The organism is Geothrix oryzae, from assembly GCF_030295385.1.
Taxonomy (GTDB): Bacteria; Acidobacteriota; Holophagae; order Holophagales; family Holophagaceae; genus Geothrix; species Geothrix oryzae.
Genome location: NZ_AP027079.1, coordinates 1,574,902 through 1,591,289 on the forward strand (window position 1 = coordinate 1,574,902; position 16,388 = coordinate 1,591,289).

12 protein-coding genes and 1 other RNA gene are annotated in these 16,388 nt (G+C 69.5%); 9 read left to right on the forward strand and 4 right to left on the reverse strand.

Annotation, left to right across the window (positions count from 1 at the left end; translation table 11 throughout):
• Window positions 1-8: 8 nt before the first annotated feature.
• Window positions 9-3,407, reverse strand: coding sequence for an adenosylcobalamin-dependent ribonucleoside-diphosphate reductase (locus QUD34_RS07235; protein ID WP_286355932.1), 3,399 nt, complete (start codon window positions 3,405-3,407; stop codon window positions 9-11).
• A 286-nt stretch (window positions 3,408-3,693) separates the two neighbouring features.
• On the opposite strand from QUD34_RS07235, the gene ffs reads away from it, so the two are divergent.
• Together ffs and QUD34_RS07245 are read left to right on the forward strand one after the other, a co-directional pair.
• Window positions 3,694-3,789: signal recognition particle sRNA small type (gene ffs, locus QUD34_RS07240), an RNA gene on the forward strand.
• Between the two features lie 143 nt (window positions 3,790-3,932).
• Window positions 3,933-4,574 (forward strand): SagB/ThcOx family dehydrogenase, encoded by a 642-nt coding sequence (locus tag QUD34_RS07245; RefSeq protein WP_286355933.1) that lies wholly within the window; start codon window positions 3,933-3,935, stop codon window positions 4,572-4,574.
• 39 nt (window positions 4,575-4,613) lie between these two features.
• Here QUD34_RS07245 and QUD34_RS07250 read toward each other — a convergent pair whose 3' ends face one another.
• Window positions 4,614-5,465: a TIGR02757 family protein gene (locus QUD34_RS07250; RefSeq protein ID WP_286355934.1), complete on the reverse strand. Its 852-nt coding sequence runs from the start codon at window positions 5,463-5,465 to the stop codon at window positions 4,614-4,616.
• A 141-nt stretch (window positions 5,466-5,606) separates the two neighbouring features.
• Between QUD34_RS07250 and QUD34_RS07255 the strand changes: the two genes are divergently transcribed.
• Window positions 5,607-6,011, forward strand: coding sequence for a hypothetical protein (locus tag QUD34_RS07255; RefSeq protein ID WP_286355935.1), 405 nt, complete (start codon window positions 5,607-5,609; stop codon window positions 6,009-6,011).
• A gap of 80 nt (window positions 6,012-6,091) precedes the next feature.
• Here QUD34_RS07255 and QUD34_RS07260 read toward each other — a convergent pair whose 3' ends face one another.
• On the reverse strand, window positions 6,092-6,640 hold the full coding sequence (locus tag QUD34_RS07260; RefSeq protein WP_286355936.1) for a hypothetical protein: 549 nt from the start codon (window positions 6,638-6,640) through the stop codon (window positions 6,092-6,094).
• A 129-nt stretch (window positions 6,641-6,769) separates the two neighbouring features.
• Here QUD34_RS07260 and hemH point away from each other — a divergent pair, with 129 nt between their 5' ends.
• The 6 genes from hemH to QUD34_RS07290 all read left to right on the forward strand — a co-directional run bounded on the left by hemH (window position 6,770) and on the right by QUD34_RS07290 (window position 11,853).
• A complete protein-coding gene (gene hemH, locus QUD34_RS07265) occupies window positions 6,770-7,717 on the forward strand; it encodes a ferrochelatase (RefSeq protein ID WP_286355937.1) in 948 nt (315 codons plus the stop codon).
• Complete coding sequence (locus QUD34_RS07270) at window positions 7,714-8,973, forward strand: protoporphyrinogen/coproporphyrinogen oxidase (RefSeq protein WP_286355938.1); 1,260 nt, start codon at window positions 7,714-7,716, stop codon at window positions 8,971-8,973. Before hemH ends, QUD34_RS07270 begins: the two co-directional genes overlap by 4 nt.
• Window positions 8,974-9,027: 54 nt before the next feature.
• Window positions 9,028-9,891, forward strand: coding sequence for a DUF481 domain-containing protein (locus QUD34_RS07275; RefSeq protein WP_286355939.1), 864 nt, complete (start codon window positions 9,028-9,030; stop codon window positions 9,889-9,891).
• Between the two features lie 88 nt (window positions 9,892-9,979).
• A complete protein-coding gene (locus QUD34_RS07280; protein ID WP_286355940.1) occupies window positions 9,980-10,366 on the forward strand; it encodes a DUF2914 domain-containing protein in 387 nt (128 codons plus the stop codon).
• A gap of 83 nt (window positions 10,367-10,449) precedes the next feature.
• A complete protein-coding gene (locus QUD34_RS07285; RefSeq protein WP_445991596.1) occupies window positions 10,450-10,935 on the forward strand; it encodes a DUF421 domain-containing protein in 486 nt (161 codons plus the stop codon).
• 30 nt (window positions 10,936-10,965) lie between these two features.
• On the forward strand, window positions 10,966-11,853 hold the full coding sequence (locus QUD34_RS07290) for an SPL family radical SAM protein (RefSeq protein WP_286355942.1): 888 nt from the start codon (window positions 10,966-10,968) through the stop codon (window positions 11,851-11,853).
• 61 nt (window positions 11,854-11,914) lie between these two features.
• Here QUD34_RS07290 and gltB read toward each other — a convergent pair whose 3' ends face one another.
• Entirely contained in the window at window positions 11,915-16,303 is a 4,389-nt protein-coding gene (gene gltB / locus QUD34_RS07295; RefSeq protein ID WP_286355943.1) for a glutamate synthase large subunit, read from the reverse strand.
• Window positions 16,304-16,388: the final 85 nt, after the last annotated feature.

The window sequence follows — 16,388 nt, forward strand, 5'->3', positions numbered from 1 at the left end:
TCGTCTTTCTAGCTGCACCCCGTCGTGGCGCCGCAGGTCTGGCACTTCATGCAGGCGCCATTGCGGACGAGGGTGAGGTGGCCGCATTCGGGGCAGGGGTCTCCGGTGTAGCCCTTTTCGCGGGCGGCCTGGGCCGCCGAGACGGTGGTCCGGGCGCCGACGGTGACCGGCTGGGCCACGGGCTGGAGGGTCGGCTGGGCCACGGTGGGGGTGGAGATGCTGCCCGTGGCTTCGGGGAAGGGCAGGGGCGTGCCCGTGGGCAGGTTCGGCAGGTTTGCGCCGGGGGCCTGGCTGTTGGGACGCAGGCCGGTGGCGGCGTTCACGAGCTGCTCGGGCTCCACATGGGCCAGGTCGTAGCGGCCCAGGTAGCTGATGGCCAGCTCCCGGAACACGAAGTCGATGAGGCTGGTGCTCAGCTTGATGGTGTCGCTGCCGGCCACCATGCCGCCGGGCTCGAAGCGGGTGAACAGGAAGGCATCGCAGAACTCCTCCAGCGGCACGCCGTGCTGCAGGCCCATGCTCACGGCGATGGCGAAGCAGTTGAGCACGGCGCGGAAGGCGGCGCCCTCCTTGTGGATGTCGAGGAAGATCTCGCCGAGGCTGCCGTCCTCGTATTCGCCGGTGCGGAGGTAGAGCTTGGTGCCCCCGATGGTGGCGGCCTGGGTGTAGCCGCCGCGACGGTTGGGCAGGCGGCGCCGGTAGGTGCGCACCAGCTGCTGCGTCAGGGCCTGGGCCACGGCCGGGGTCTTCTCGGTGCCGGTGGCCTGCTCGTCGAGCAGGGTGTCGACGCCATCCAGCAGGTCCAGGTTGGTGGCCATGGCCTGGCTCATCTTCGAGCCGTCGCGGTAGAGCGCCACGGCTTTGAGCATGAGCTGCCAGCTGGCTTCGTAGATGCTGCCGATCTCAGCCACGGTGGCTTCGGCGGGCAGGTTGATGGTCTTGCTGATGGCGCCGCTGAGGAAGGGCTGGGCGGCGCCCATCATCTTCAGGTGGCCCACGGGGGCGATGTAGCGGCGGCCCGTGCGTCCGCAGCGGTTGGCGCAGTCGAAGATGGGCAGGTGCTCGTCCTTGAGGTGGGGCGCGCCTTCCACGGTCATGGTGCCGCTGAGGGCCAGGAGGAAGGTCTCCACCTGCTCGGGGCTGAAGTCGTTCTTCAGGCGCTCCACATCGATGGCGTAGGCGGGATCGAAGGCCGTGGGGAGCTTCTGCTCCACGGAGGCGATCTCCTCCTCGGCCCAGCCCGCGCCCTTCAGCATGCTGCGGGTGATGCCGGGAGTCTCGTCGGTGATCTGCTGCCAGCCCACCACATGGCGCTCGATCTCGTGGATCTGCGTGGGCGCGTAGCCCAGGCGGGCCAGGGCCTCGGGGATGGCGCCGTTCACCAGCTTGAAGTAGCCGCCGCCGGCGAGCTTCTTGAACTTCACGAGGGCGAAGTCGGGCTCGACGCCGGTGGTGTCGCAGTCCATGAGCAGGCCGATGGTGCCCGTGGGCGCCAGCACCGTCACCTGGGCGTTGCGGAAGCCCCACTGCTCGCCGTAGGTCAGCGCCGTGTCCCAGCTCTCGCGGGCGGCTTCGACGATGCGCTTGGGCACGCCGGCACCGTGCAGGCCCTGGGGCCGGATGGAGAGCTGCTCGTACTCCGAGGCCGGGGCGTTGTAGGCGGCGCGCCGGTGGTTGCGGATGACCCGCAGCATGTGGGCGGCGTTCTTCTGATAGCCGGGGAAGGGCCCGAGCTCGTGGGCCATCTCGGCGCTGGCGGCGTAGGCATCGCCGGTGAGGAGAGCAGTTAGGGCCGCGCACCACTGGGTGCCCTCGACGCTGTCGTAGGGGATGCCCATGCGCATGAGCATGGCGCCCAGGTTGGCGTAGCCGAGGCCCAGGGTGCGGAAGTCATAGCTGAGCTTGGCGATGGATTCGCTGGGGAACTGCGCCATGAGCACGCTGATTTCGAGCACGACGGTCCAGAGCCGGATGGCGTGGCGGTAGCCCGCGAGGTCGAAGCCGCCGTCATCCGTGAGGAAGGTGCACAGGTTCAGCGACGCCAGGTTGCAGGCGGTGTCGTCGAGGAACATGTACTCGGAGCAGGGGTTGCTGGCGTTGATGGGGCCGTCTTCGGGGCAGGTGTGCCAGTCGTTGATGGTGGTGTTGAACTGGATGCCGGGATCGGCGCAGGTCCAGGCGGCGCGGTTCACCTTCTCCCAGAGATCCTTGGCGCGGAGCTTCTTGCTGGTCTTGCCGTCGATGCGGCGCTTCAGCTCCCAGTCGCCGTCCATCTCCAGGGAGCGCATGAAGGCGTCGGGCACGCGCACGGAGTTGTTGGAGTTCATGCCGCCCACGGTGAGGTAGGCCTCGCCGTCCCAGGAGGTGTCGTAGCCGGCCAGGTCCCGGGCGAAGTCGCCCTCGGCCAGGCGCCCCAGGCACTGGGTGAGGAACGCGGCCGGCACGCCCTCGCGCTTGGCGCGGGCCAGGGCCTTGCGGAGGGCCTCGTTGGTCTTGGGGTCGGCGTCCCTGCTGGTGGAGCCTTCCACGGTCCTGCAGATGGCGTCCCAGTGGCGGCGCACGACGGCGCTGCCCGCGGCCAGCATGGCCACCTTGCGCTCCTCGGCGACCTTCCAGTCGATGAAGGCCTCGATGTCGGGGTGGTCGAGGTCGAGGCAGACCATCTTGGCCGCGCGGCGCGTGGTGCCGCCGCTCTTGATGGCGCCGGCGGCGCGGTCGCCCACGGCCAGGAAGCTCATGAGGCCCGAGCTGCGGCCGCCGCCGGACAGGGGCTCCTCGGAGCCTCGCACCTTGGAGAAGTTGGTGCCCGTGCCCGAGCCGTACTTGAAGATGCGGGCCTCGCGGGTCCACAGGTCCATGATGCCGCCCTCGTTGACGAGGTCGTCGGCCACGCTCTGGATGAAGCAGGCGTGGGGCTGCGGGCGCTCGTAGGCCGAGGTGGACTTCATCATCTCGCCGGTCTTCGGATCGACGAAGCTGTGGCCCTGGGCGGGGCCGGAGATGCCGTAGGCGAAGTGCAGGCCCGTGTTGAACCACTGCGGCGAGTTGGGGGCGCACATCTGCTTGGCGAGCATGAGGGTGAGCTCGTCGTAGAAGGCCTGGGCATCCTCGGCGGAATCGAAGTAGCCGTGCGTCTCGCCCCAGTGCCGCCAGCAGCCCGCCAGCCGGTGGAAGACCTGGCGCGCGTCCTTCTCGCCGCCGTTCTGGGCGTCGATGCCCTTCCGGCGGAAGTATTTCTGGGCCAGGATGTCCACGGCCACCTGGGACCAGGTGTCCGGGACCATCACATCCTTGGCCTCGAAGACCACCGTGCCGTCGAGCTTGGAGATGCGGCTGGTCCGGGGGACGAAGGGGATCCCTTCCAGGGGGTCGTGACCTGCCTTCGTGAAGTGGCGGGCAATCTTCATGGGGGCTGTCCTGGGTGATGGAGTGGAGAAGGACGGTTCGAAAGACACGGCCTTCCCACGAGGTGCGCAAAGCCATCCCCAGGGCATGGGGAACTTTGAGGTGACCTCTAGGGGTTGTGCCGGGAGAAAAGGATGGCCCCAACATGTAGGGGTGTCAAGGGTCAGACCCCGTCTTTTTCCACTGATTAAAAAAGGCCATGAAATTCATCACTTCAAGCAGCGGTGCCCCTCTGCCGGGGGGCCTCCTGCTGGTGCTGCGGGGCGCTTCCCGGGTAGTCTGAATCCAAGCCGGGCCCCATGCATCGGGGTGCGATGAACCGGGTCAGATCGGAAGAAGCAGCCCTAAGTCGTTCCCCCGAGTGCCGTGGTAAGCCCGGCCCCTTTGCGCCTGGGCGCAAAGGGGCCGGGCTCAAGGACCGAATATTCAACCTATCGATCATCTTCGACTAAAATGGGGCCGCAGACCGGGCCGGGCCGGGGTGTCCGCCCCGATTCTCTCCACGCTCATGGTCCCCGAGGTGTTCGATGAAGATCGGCGTCGCCCTTGCCTCCGCGCTCTTATCCGCCGGTGCGCTGCTCGCCCAGGCGCAGGCTCCGCTTGAGCTGCCGGCGCCCCAGAAGACGGGGGGGCGCCCGCTCATGGAGGCCTTGGCCCTGCGCTCGACTTCCCGCGCCTTCGACAAGCGGGAACTGCCGCTGCAGCAGCTTTCGGACCTCCTGTGGGCCGCCTTCGGGGTCAACCGCCCCGACGGGAGACGCACGGCGCCCTCCGCCAGGAACACCCAGGAGATCGACCTCTATGTCCTGCTGAAGAAGGGCGCCTACCGCTACCAGGCCCAGGCCCACCGGCTCGATCCCGTGGCGCCCGGCGACCTGCGGGCCTTCGGGGGCACCCAGGCCTTCGTCCAGGATGCCCCGGTCACGCTGGTCCTCGTGGCGGACCTGGCGAAAACAGGGACGGGCCCCCTGGAGCAGCGCCGGGAGTGGGCCCACGCCGATGCCGGCTACATCTCCCAGAACATCTACCTCTATTGCGCCTCGACGGGCCTGGCCACCGGCGCCCGGGCCTATGTGGACCGGGCCCTCCTGGCCCCCCGCCTCGTCCTCCGGCCCGATCAGCTCATCCTGCTGGCCCAGTCCGTGGGCTTTCCCGCCGGTTCCCGCTGATCTGTTCCCACTGATCCACCCGGGTCGTCCGGCTTCGCGTCAACGCTTGCCGGCCCTGCATACCGCCACGAGGGGGCAGGGGGCACAGGACGGCAGGCTGCGGATCCCGGGGCAATCGCCCATGATGCCCAGGTGGCTGAGGGCGAAGTCGTAGCGCAGGGGATCGGCCGGATCCAGGCGGCGCAGGGCCTCGGTGATCTCAAGGGCCATCTTCCCGTCGGGCGTGGCGCGGCGGGTGAGCCCGATGAAGCGCGAGACCCGCGCCACATGGGTATCCAGCGGGATGATCAGCTGATGGGCGGAAAGGCGGGTCCAGAGGCCGAGGTCGGGCCAGCCCGAGCGCACCATCCAGCGGAGGAACATGCGCCACCGCTTGCAGGCGGCACCTTCGCGGGGATCGGGCAGGGAGAAGCGGGCGCCGTAGGAGGCCGGGAGGTCGGTCCGGAGCCGCTGCACCAGCCGGGAGAGGGCCTCGTCGGGCGCCTCCCCGGGGGCCGGAACCAGGTGGGATTCGAGGCCGGCCCCGCTCTCCGCGTCGAGCCGCTTCCAGGCCAGCAGCCAGGCCGTGAGGTCGGCGCCGGTGTGGAAGCGCCAGACCCAGGAGGCCAGGGCCCGGCTCAACTCCTTCCGGGCGGTCGGTTCGGAGCAGTCCCGGAGCCAAGCCGCGGGCCGCGGGCCCAGGGGGGCCAGGGCGGTCCGCACCGCCCGGATCATGGGGTCGACCCGCCCATAGGCCAGGTGGGCGGCCACGAAGGCGGCGACCTCCCGGTCCAGGGGGCCGTCGTAGGTGAGCGGGAGGCTCAGGGGGTCCTTCTCCAGGGCCCCGGCCGTGTCGTAGCGGGCGCAGAGCCCATCCAGCCGGGCCTTCATCGAAGCGGTCGAGGTTGCCATGGGGTCCAGTGTCCCAGGCGCCGGGGACCCCCGGGCGGCGAAAAAAACGCAGCTCGTGCCTAAAATCACTATGTAAGCAAAGGCTCTGCCGCTATTCTTATGAACGGTGGCCCGTGGCCCCTTCTGGAGTAACAACCGCACATGATGACCCTGCGTGGCCTTGGCAACCTGGCGAAGATCCTCGAAGAAGCTGCAAAGCCCGATTCCGTGTTGCGGGAAGACCGTGAGAAGCCCAAGCCCAAGGTCCTCAAGAAGGGGGAGAAGGCCGCCAACATGCGCGTCATCGATCCCAAGCGGAAGGTTTGGTACGAGAAGCGCCTGAAGGAGATCACCGCCAAGTCCGCCACCACCCCCGAGGGTTCCGTGTCGGGCCCCGTGAGCGCCCCCATGGTTCCCGCGGCCCCGGCCCTGGCCAAGAGCGTGGCCTCGAAGATGGGTGGCTCCCTGCTGCAGACGCTGGCCGCCGCCAAGGATGCCAAGCCCAAGGCGGACGCCCCCAAGCGCTCCGAGGGCTGGCGCCGCAAGCCGGGCGAGTCGATTTTCTAGACCTTCATCATTACCAACGAAAACGAGGCGGCCTGGCCGCCTCGTTTTCGTATGGCAGGACGATTCCCCGCGGCCTGGGATCAGGTCGAAGGCACGGCCCGCAGGTACTTCCGGCCGATCCAGGTGGCGGCCAGGGGGCGCTCCAGGCGGCCCTGGCGCAGATCGCCCAGATTGAAGAGGGTCAGGTCCAGCAGCGGCGTGGTCCCCTCCAGGGTGCCGTCCGTCAGGCGGGCCTCCAACTCGGCCCGGTCGAAGGCGCGCAGACCACCGGGTAGCCGGGCGAGGACGGCCTGGGGGTCCAGCAGGGTCTGGTCCAGGCGGCTGGCCAGCTGGTGCATGCCGCGCAGCATGCCGTCGATGGCGCAGCCCGAGGGCTGGGTGGCCAGCGTCGGCTCCGCCACGGCCAGGATGCGGCCTTCCAGGACGGTCCAGGTGGCGTGGTATTCGACGCCCTTGTGCCGCCAGCGGCCCAGGAGCGCCTCGACCTCGGGGGCCAGGAGGGCGGCCTCCACGGGACGATCGAAGGCGAGGAGCCAGAGGCGGGTCTCGTCGGGCAGGGCGGCGAAGGGGGCCAGGGCGGCGGCCTGCGAAGCGGAAGGCAGCGGGGATGGCGGGGTGGACAGGGGCATGGCTGATCTCCAGTCTCGATATCAGTCTAGTGGGTCGGCCCGGGTCCGGGCGGAATTTCCTGTCCGCACAGGACCTGTCCAGGGTTCCGTGACGAATGTTCCGGCAAGTCTCAAGTAAGGTGGAAGTCGATGCGAGACACGGCGATCCTGCTCCTGAACCTCGGCGGCCCGGTGAACCTGGACCAGGTGGAGCCGTTCCTGGCGGCGCTGTTCGGTGACCGGGATCTGATCCGGCTGCCGGGCCCAGCCTGGCTGCAGGGGCCTTTCTCGAGGCTCATCGCGAAGCTGCGGGCTCCCGGCGCGAAGGGCCGCTACGCCGAGATCGGCGGTGGCTCGCCGCTGCTGCGGGAAAGCGCCTACCAGGCTTCGGCGCTGCGGGCGGCCCTGCGCGCCGCGGGGCGCACGGAACCCGTGAAGCTCTGCTTCCGCTACGCCGCGCCGCGGGCCGAGGGACTGCTGAAGGCCCTGAAGCGGGAGGGCATCCGGAAGCTGGTGCCGGTGACGCTCTATCCCCACGACTGCCGCGCCACCACGGGCTCCAGCCTGCGGGAGCTGGCCATCGAGGCGGCCAAGGCCGGGATGGAGATCCTGCCGGGGGTGGATCACTACGCCACCGATCCCGACTACCTCGATTCGCTGGAAGCGCCCCTGCGGGCGGCGCTGAAGGAGCTGCCCAACGCCACGGTGATCTTCAGCGCCCACAGCCTGCCCGTGCGCCAGATCGAGGCGGGCGATCCCTACGAGAGGGAGATCCACGCCACCCGGGATGCGCTCATGGCGCGGATCGGCGAGATCCCTGGCGGGTACCTGCTGGCCTACCAGAGCCGCACGGGGCCCGTACGCTGGCTGGAGCCGCCCTTGAAAGGCGTGCTGGAGTCCATGGGCGGCAAGGATGTGATCGTTGTGCCCATGAGCTTCGTGAGCGAGCACATCGAGACCCTGCACGAACTGGACATCGAATACCGGCATGTGGCCGACAAGGCGGGCATCCGCACCTACCGCCGCGTGGCCGCCCCCGGCACCGATCCCGCCTACATCCGCTGCCTCGCGCGGCGCGTCCTGGAGATCCTCCCATGAGCACCCTGATCCTCGGCGGAGGCGTGACGGGCCTGGCGGCCGCTTGGCACCTGCAGCAGCGCGGCGAGGCCGTGGAGGTCTGGGAGGCTGGGGCCACCGTGGGCGGCTGGATGAAGACCCTGCCCTGGGAGGGCGGACATTTCGAGACCGGGCCCCAGGGCGTGCTGTGGCAGAAGGGCACGGCGGTGGACCGCCTCTTCAGCGCCATCGACCTGCCGTTCAAGTCGCCCGGCACCGGCGCCCGCTGGGTGGGGAAGGGCGGGCGGCTCATCCCCGTGCCCGCCTCGCCGGTGGGGCTGATGACATCGCCGCTGATGCCCCTGGGCGCCAAGCTCCGCATGATGCTGGAGCCCTTCCAGCCCGTGCGGCCGGGGGAGCCGGAGGAGGGCCTCAGCGCCTTCATCACGCGGCGCCTGGGCAAGGGCGTGGCCACGGAGCTGCTGCCGTCCATGATCGCGGGGGTGCTGGCCGCGCCTGCGGAGATCCTGTCCGTGGACGCCATCCCCAAGCTGCGCCAGTGGGAGGCCACGGGCAGCCTGGTGAACGGCATCCGCAAGGGCGGCGTAAGCCACATGGTGGTGCCCGAAGGGGGCATGGGCCAGCTGCCCATCCGTCTCGCCGCCAAGCTGGCGTCCGTGCGCGCAGGCCTTCGCGCCGAGCGGCTGGAGGCTCTGCCGGACGGTCGCTGGCGCGCGAGCGGCGGCGGCGAAATCCGCGAAGCCGATCGGGTGGTGCTGGCGCTGCCCGCCTATGAAGCCGCCATCCTGCTGGGCTCCGCGGCTCCGCAAAGCGCCGAGGCCCTGGCGGCCATCCCCTACACCTCCGTGGATCTCTGGCACAGCCGCCATGCGCCGCTGCCGGCCCTGAAGGACAGTTTCGGCTTCCTCATCCATCCCCCCGAAGGCCGCGGATACCTGGGTTCCCTGGTGCCGTCCTGGATGGATCCCCAGAGCGCGCCGGAGGGGCTCATGCAGCTCCGCAGCTTCATCGGCGGCGCCTTCGGCAAGCCCGCGGACCTCGAGACCTGGGAGGGCATCCAGGCGCGGCTGAAGTTCTGGATTCCCAGCCTCGGCGAGCCCGTGGCCACGCGCCATGAGCGCGCGGAACGCGCCATCCCGCGTCCCGAGCTGGGCCACCGGGCCCGGGTGAAGATGGCGGTCGAAGGCCTGCCCGCCGGCCTCGACTGGCTCAGCAACGCCCGCTTCGGCCCCGGCGTGCGGGACATCCTCGAAGGCCTGGAAACCTGGGTGGCCTGAATGCATCCCGACCGGGAAGCGGGTACCATCGCCTGGCATTTCTAGGAGACGGCCATGCGCACCGGGCCTTTGCTGATGCTTATTCCAGCGGCGCTGCTGCCCCTGGCGGCCCAGGAGGAAGCCGTTCCCAAGCGGCCCTGGTCGGACAAGGCCGCCCTGAGCTATGTGGCCGTGGGCGGGAACGCCTCGAGCCAGAGCCTCGGCTTCTCCAACGAGTTCAAGTACACCTGGACCGATGCGGCCTTCGCGTTCAACGCCGGGGGCGTGCGCGTGGCCACCACCACCGTGGGCCGCAGCGCCCTCGGGCCGAGTCTGGCGGCAGCCACGGTCCTGGAGACCCGCACCACCCAGACCAGCACGGAGACCTATTTCGCCAACCTCCGCTACGACCACAACCTCACGGAGCATCTCCAGTGGTTCGGATCCGCCGGCTGGGAGCGCAACCTCCCCGCGGGCCTGGAAGCGCGGTACACGGGGCTGGTGGGGCTCGGCCACTGGTGGCTCAAGGAGGACCGCACCAAGTTCTTCACGGACGCCGGCGTGGGCTACACCAGGGAGACCCAGGTGTTCCGCCCCGCGGGAACGGAGGACGGGTTCAGCACTTTCCGGTTGGGCGCCAAGTTCGAGAAGAAGCTCTTCGCCGCATCGACCTTCATCTCGGAACTGAACCTCTCCGACAGCTTCAAGGACACCCAGAACTACCTGGCGGTCTGGCGGAACGGCTTCACCACGACCCTGTCCTCCCGGCTCGCCCTGAAGGTGGGCTACGACATCACCTACAAGAACAAGCCCGCCTCTGTGGGGGTGGATGTGGTGCAGACGCCCGTGGCCACGCCGCCGGTGGTCCTCGGCCAGGTGCCCTTCCAGCTCAAGAAGACCGACACCGTGTTCACCACCTCCCTGGTGATCACCTTCTGACGGGCGCCCCCGACGCAGTGACACCGGCGCGGTGACACCGGCGGGGATCGGGCGCAGAATGGGGCCACCTTTCCATCAAGGAGCCTCCATGCGTCAGGCCTTCCTCCTTCCCCTCCTCGCCTCGGCGGCGCTCGTCGCCCAGGCCCCTGAAGCCAAGGCCTCTGCCGAGATCAAGGTCGGCACCGGCATCGAAAAGATGGAACTGCAGGGCGAAGCCGCCTCCTTCAAAGTGGCCGCCGGCACGAAGCTCTACGCCTGGACCAAGGTCGCCGGCGCCGCCGACAGCACCATCACCGTGGCGTTCGCGAAGGGCGAGCGCACTACCAAACTGGAGCTGAAGGTGCCGCGCTCGCCCTATCGCACGAACGCCTACCGCACCTTCCGCAAGGGCGACGAGGGCGCGTGGACAGTGAAGGTCCTGGCCGCGGATGGCACGGAACTCGGCTCGGCGTCCTTCTCGGTCGAGATCGAGTAGGGCCATCTTCAGTCCTCGATCCTCAGGGGAGGGGCATGTCCATCGCCATGTTGCTTGAGGGCGCCCTGCCCGTGGGCGTTTCCATGTGGAAGCTGACCCAGCCCTGGTGGGAGTTCGTGCTGCGGGCCCTCCTGGTGTACGGCTTCCTCCTGGTGCTGCTGCGCCTCACGGGCAAGCGCCAGGTGGGCCAGCTGGCGCCCTTCGACTTCGTGATGCTCCTGGTGCTGAGCAACGCCGTGCAGAACAGCATGAACGCCGGGGACAACACCGTGGCCGGGGGCTTCATCCTGGTCGCCACCCTCCTGGCGGTGAACGGCGTCATGTCCTGGCTCACCTGGCGCAGCAAGCGGGCGGAGACGCTGCTGGAGGGGCGCCCGCAGATTCTGATCCACAACGGGCAGCTGGACGAGGCCATGCTGGCTTCCGAGCGGATCACCCGCCATGAGCTGATGGCCGCCGTGCGGCAGGCGGGGGTTTCCGATGTGGCCGATGTGCGCGTGGCCATCCTTGAAACCAACGGCCGGATCAATGTGATCCCCCTGGCTCCCCAATCGCCCGCCGCCCCTTGACTTGGCGAATAAAAAGCGAAAACTTGGGCTATGACGCCCTTGCCGCTTCCGTCGGATCCGCCGCCCCTCTTCCAGAACCTGCTGGTGGAGCCGGAGGAGGCCAGGTCCATCCTGCGTCCCCAGAAGGACGACCGGTACGGCTTCGGATTCGCCCTCAGCCCCTATCGCGGCTGTGGGCATGGGTGTCGCTACTGCTATGTGCGGGACTACCCCAACGCCCTGCACAAGCCTGAAGACTGGGGCGAATGGGTCGCCCCGAAGCTGAATGCGCCGGAGCTGCTCTGGTCCCAGCGGCACCGGCTCCATGGCGAGCGGGTGTTCATGGCCTCGGCCACGGATCCCTACCAGCCCCTGGAGCGGGAATACCGGCTGACCCGCCGCTGCCTGGAGGTGCTGCTGCTCTGTCCCACCACCGAGGTGATCGTCCACACCCGTTCGCCCATGGTGCTGCAGGATCTGGAACTGCTGCGGGCCTTCGGAGACCGGCTGACCGTGGGCCTCTCCATCCCCACCGATGACGACACCGTCCGCCAGACGGTGGAGCCGCACGCCCCGGCCATCCCCAGCCGCTGGGCCGCGGTGGAACGCCTGGCGGCGGCGGGCATCGGTGTGACGGTGGCGGTGGCCCCCCTCATGGCCGTGCATGCGCCCCAGGCATTTGCCCGCCGGGCCCGCACCAGCGGTGCCTCCAATGCCTGGGTGGGCCGCCTGCGCCTGCTGAAGCAGGATCCCTTCTACAAGGTGCTGGCGGACCATGGCTGGCTGAAGGTGCTGGACCCCACCTATGCCGAAGGCATCCGCCAGGCCTTCGCCGAGACCTTCCCGACCCGCCGCCGGCCCCGGGAGAAGGCGGAGAAGCCCGCACCGCCACCGCCGCCTCCCGTCTGCCAGCCTGGGTTGTTTGACCGGGTGGGCTGATGCCTTCCACCAAGTGCGGGACGCAAAGCCTTCCTGCAGAAGGTGGGTCCGGCGGATGGGGCTAGCTGGCCTTCAGCCCTGCCGCCACGGCCACGGGCACGAAGGCGCTGAAGGCCTGGAGGGTGGCGGGCCAGTCTTCGAGCAGGGCGGCGGCGGTGGCGCTGCCGGTTTCGGCGTGGTGCTGCTCCAGCAGGCCGCGGAACTCGGCCTCTTCCTCGGGCCGCCAGGGGAGGGCGGTGAGGTAGTCCTGGTTCACCCTTTCCGCGTGGGTCCGGCGCAGGTAGAGGCAACCGCCGGTCATGCCGGCGCCGGCATTGGAGAGCACGGGGCCGAGGATGGCCACGGCGCCCCGGGTCATGTACTCGCAGGCGTGGTGGCCGGTGCCCTCGACCACGGCCGAGGCCCCGCTGTTCCGCACGGCGAAGCGGTCTCCGGCCCGGCCGCGGACCAGCAGCGTCCCGCCGGTGGCGCCATAGAGGGCGCCGTTGCCGAGGATGGCGTTCTCTTCGGCGGCGTAGGTCGACCGGGGGTGCGGGAGGAGGACCACGCGCCCGCCGGACATGGACTTGGCGACGGAATCGTTGGCTTCGCCCTGCAGCCGGACCGCCAGCCCGTCCGTGAGGAAGGCGGCGAATCCTTGGCCCGCGCTGCCGGTGAAATCCAGATGCAGGGTGCCCGGCACGGTCGGATCCTCGCCCCGCCGGCGGCGTTCGCGCACCCGCTTGGCCACGGCCCCGGCAAGGGTGGCCAGGACGCCGCGATCCTGGGTGGTGATGGTGTGGGTCTGGTGGTGCGTGCCCCCCACTTCCAGGAAGGCTTCGGCCTCCGCCAGGATGCGCTGGTTCAGGGGCCCCACACCCTCGGAGGCGGAAGCGGACGGACCTCCGCCGGTTCGTGGCGGGCGCGGATCCAGGAGCGAACCCAGGTTGAGCTTCCGGTCGTGCACGAAGGCCGCATGGTCCGGCGCCACCTGGAGGAGGTCCACCCGGTCCTGGAGATCCCCCAGCGAGGCCACGCCCAGGGCCGCGAGGTGGCGGCGCGCATCCTCCGCCAGGTGGATCAGCATGTGCTGGATGGCCTCGGGGCTGCCGGTGTAGCGGGCCTTGAACTTCGGATCGTGGGTGGCGATGCCCGCGGGGCAGGTGTTCTTTTCGCAGATCCGCGCCATCACGCAGCCTTCGGCCACCAGCAGCAACTTCCCGAACTCGAAGCCCTCGGCGCCGAGGATGGCCGCCGTCACCAGGTCCTTGCCCGTGAGCAGACCACCGTCCACCCGCAGTTCCACCTGGTCGCGGAGGCCGTTCTCCAGCAGCGCCCCCTGGGCCTCCACCAGGCCGAACTCCCAGGGCAGGCCCGCGTGCTTCATGGAACCCAGCGTGGCGGCCCCGGTGCCGCCGTCGCCCCCGGCCACATAGATGATGTCGGCCCCAGCCTTGGCCACCCCCACGGCGATGGTGCCGATGCCCGTGCCCGAGACGAGCTTCACGCTGATCTTCGCGGCGGGATGCACCTGCCGCAGCTCGTAGATGAGCTCCTTCAGGTCCTCGATGCTGTAGATGTCGTGCAGGGGCGGCGGGGAGATCAGGTCCACCCCGGGCAGGGAGAACCGGGCCCTGGCGATGGACTCGTCGACCTTCACGCGCATGAGCTGGCCGCCCTCGCCGGGCTTGGCCCCCTGGGCCACCTTGATCTGCAGCTCCTCCCCCGAGATGAGGTACTCCGCCGTCACGCCGAAGCGGGCCGAGGCCACCTGCTTGGTGGAGGCGGTGATGCCGTCCGTCCAGTAGAAGGGATTCTCGCCCCCCTCGCCGCTGTTGCTGCGGCCCCCCGAGGCCTCCATGGCCAGGATGAGGTCGCGCTGGCTCTCGGCGCTGACGGCCCCGAAGGACATGGCGCCGGCCCCGAAGCGCTGGAGGATGGCCGAGACCGGCTCGACGGCTTCCAGGGGCAGGGGCGCAGCATCCGGGCGCAGGGCCAGGAGGTGGCGGGGGTTGATGGGCTCGTCGAGCTTCAGGGAGGCGAGGTAGTCCTGGTAGAGGTCCCGCGCCTCGGGCGTGTCCGGATCCAGGGCCACCAGGCGGTGGAGCAGCCGCGCCCGGGCCGAGGTCATGCCGTGGTGCTCGCCCTGGCCGGGATGGGGCGATTCCCGGAACTGGTGCGTGTGCAGCAGGCGGTCCATGAAGCCCGCCTGGGCCGCGAGGCCGGTCTTCCGCAGGATGTCGCCGGCCAGATCCTCGTACCCGATGCCGCCAATGGGGCTGGTGCGCTGCGGGAAGAAGGTCTCCATCAGCTCCGGTCCCAGGCCCACGGCGGTGAAGAGCTTGGCGCTCATGTAGCTCTGGACCACCGAGATGCCGCACTTCGCCATGATCTTGAGCAGGCCCGATTCCAGCGCTGCGACCAGGTTCTGCTCGCGTCGGTCCGCGCTCAGGGCGCCGAAGGTCGGGTGCTCGTCGCGCCGTGCGATCTCCAGGGCGAGGTAGGGGCAGACGGCGGAGGCGCCGAAGCTGATGAGGGCGGCGAGGTGGTGCGAGGTCCGGGCCTCGGCCGTGTGCATGACGATGGAGGCGTTGAGGCGCTGGCCGGACTCGTTGAGGGTGTGCACCACGGCCCGCAGGGCGATGAGGCCCGGGATGGGGGGCTGCTCCACGCTGGCTTCGCGGTCGCTGAGGATGATGACGCTGGTGCCGCCCTTCACGGCCTCGAGGACATCGGCCGCCAGCCGCGCGACGGCGGCGTGGAAGCCCGCCACGCCGTCGTCGCGGCGGAAGCGCATGGGGAAGGTGCGGGGGATGATGTGGGATTCGGAGGGCCGGTAGCTCTGCATCCGCTCCAGGAAGCGCATCTGCCCGAGGTCGAGGATGGGCCGGGGCAGTTCCAGGGCCTCGCTCAGCGGGATCAGGTCCTTGGGGAAGAAGATGTTGGGCGAGCGGCCGAGGAACACCCGCAGGTCGGTGATGTTGCCTTCGCGGAGGTAGTCCAGCGGCGGGTTCGTGACCTGCGCGAAGTGCTGGTAGAAGTAGTCGAAGAAGGGCCGGGGCTCGGAGGAGAAGACATTGGGCCGGGCCGTGTCGCCCATGGAGCCGATGGCCTCCTTGCCGGTGGCAACCATGGGATAGAGGACCTTCTCCAGCTCCTCGCGGGAGCAGGTGAAGAGCGTCTTTCGGAACACGCTGACGGGACCTTCCGGCGGGGCCGGATCGGGAACCGAGCCGATGGGCGTGGTGCGGGGGTCGAAGGCGGCGTCCCGGTGCTCCCGCGAACGGCCCGGATCCCGGAAATGCACGCGGCCCGTGGCCAGGTCCACCTTCACGCCCGTGCCCGCGTGGAGGATGCCCTTGCGGCGCACCGCCGCTTCATCCAAGGGAAACGCGCCGGCCTCGGAGGCCAGATAGAACCGGTCGTCTGTGATGGCCCAGCGCGCGGGCCGGAAACCGTTGCGATCGAGCCGCGCCCCCACAGTGCCGCCATCGGCGTAGACCAGGAAGGCGGGGCCGTCCCAGGGCTCCATGGCCCGGCTCCAGAAGGTGTAGAAGGGGGCTTCGGCCTCGGCGGGCGGCAGCATGATGGCGAGGATGTCCTCCACATGCGGGATGCTGCTGCGGTAGAGCAGGGCCTCGGCGATCTCGTTCAGGCTGCCGGAATCGCTGATGGAGCCATGCGTCACCAGCTGGTCGGCCTTGAGCCCGATGGACATCTCGCGGGAGATGGCGCGGGAGCGGTTGCCGGCGATGGTGTTGATCTCGCCGTTGTGGGCGAGGAGGCGGAAGGGCTGGGCCTTGTCCCAGGAGGTGCGGGTGTTCGTGCTGAAGCGGCGGTGGATGAGGGCGAAGCGGGTGATGAAGCTCGGGTCCAAGAGATCCGGGTAGAAGCGGTCGAGATCCGCCGCGCGGGTGAGGGCCTTGTAGACGATGGTCCGGGCGGACAGCGAGGCGAAGAAGAACTCGTCCGTGATGCCCTGCTCCTCCAGCTTGGTGCGCAGCACCTGCTTGGCGTTGTAGAGCAGCTTGTCGAAGGAGGCGTCCGTGCGGCAGTGGGCCGGCCGGCGCAGGATGGCCTGCCGCAGGGAGGGCAGGGTGCGCCGGGCATCGTCGCCCAGCACCGTGGGATCGGCGGGGACCTCGCGGTAGGCCAGCACATCCAGGTCGAAGAACGCGAAGATGGACTCGAACAACGCGAGGGCGCGGCGCAGACGACCGGGATCCTGGGGCATGAAGAGGCTGGCCACGGCGATCTCGCCGGGCCGGTGGCCCAGAAGCTCGAAGGGGATGTCGGCCATGACGCCCGCGCCGTCGCTGCTGACCTGATCGGCCGCGCAGCCGCCCCGGTGCTCCACGCACCGCAGGGCCTGGAGGGCATCCCGGAGGATCTGGTGGCAGGCCTCCCCGGTTCGGGAGGCGATGAATCCCACCCCGCATGCGGCGTGTTCGTTCCGAGATGCGTGGGGCATCGGATGTCCTCGGGAGAATCGCAGGTTACCGCAGTTGGCGGCCCACCGGAGCCTCTTCCCTGCTTATGGGGCAGGTTGGGTACTC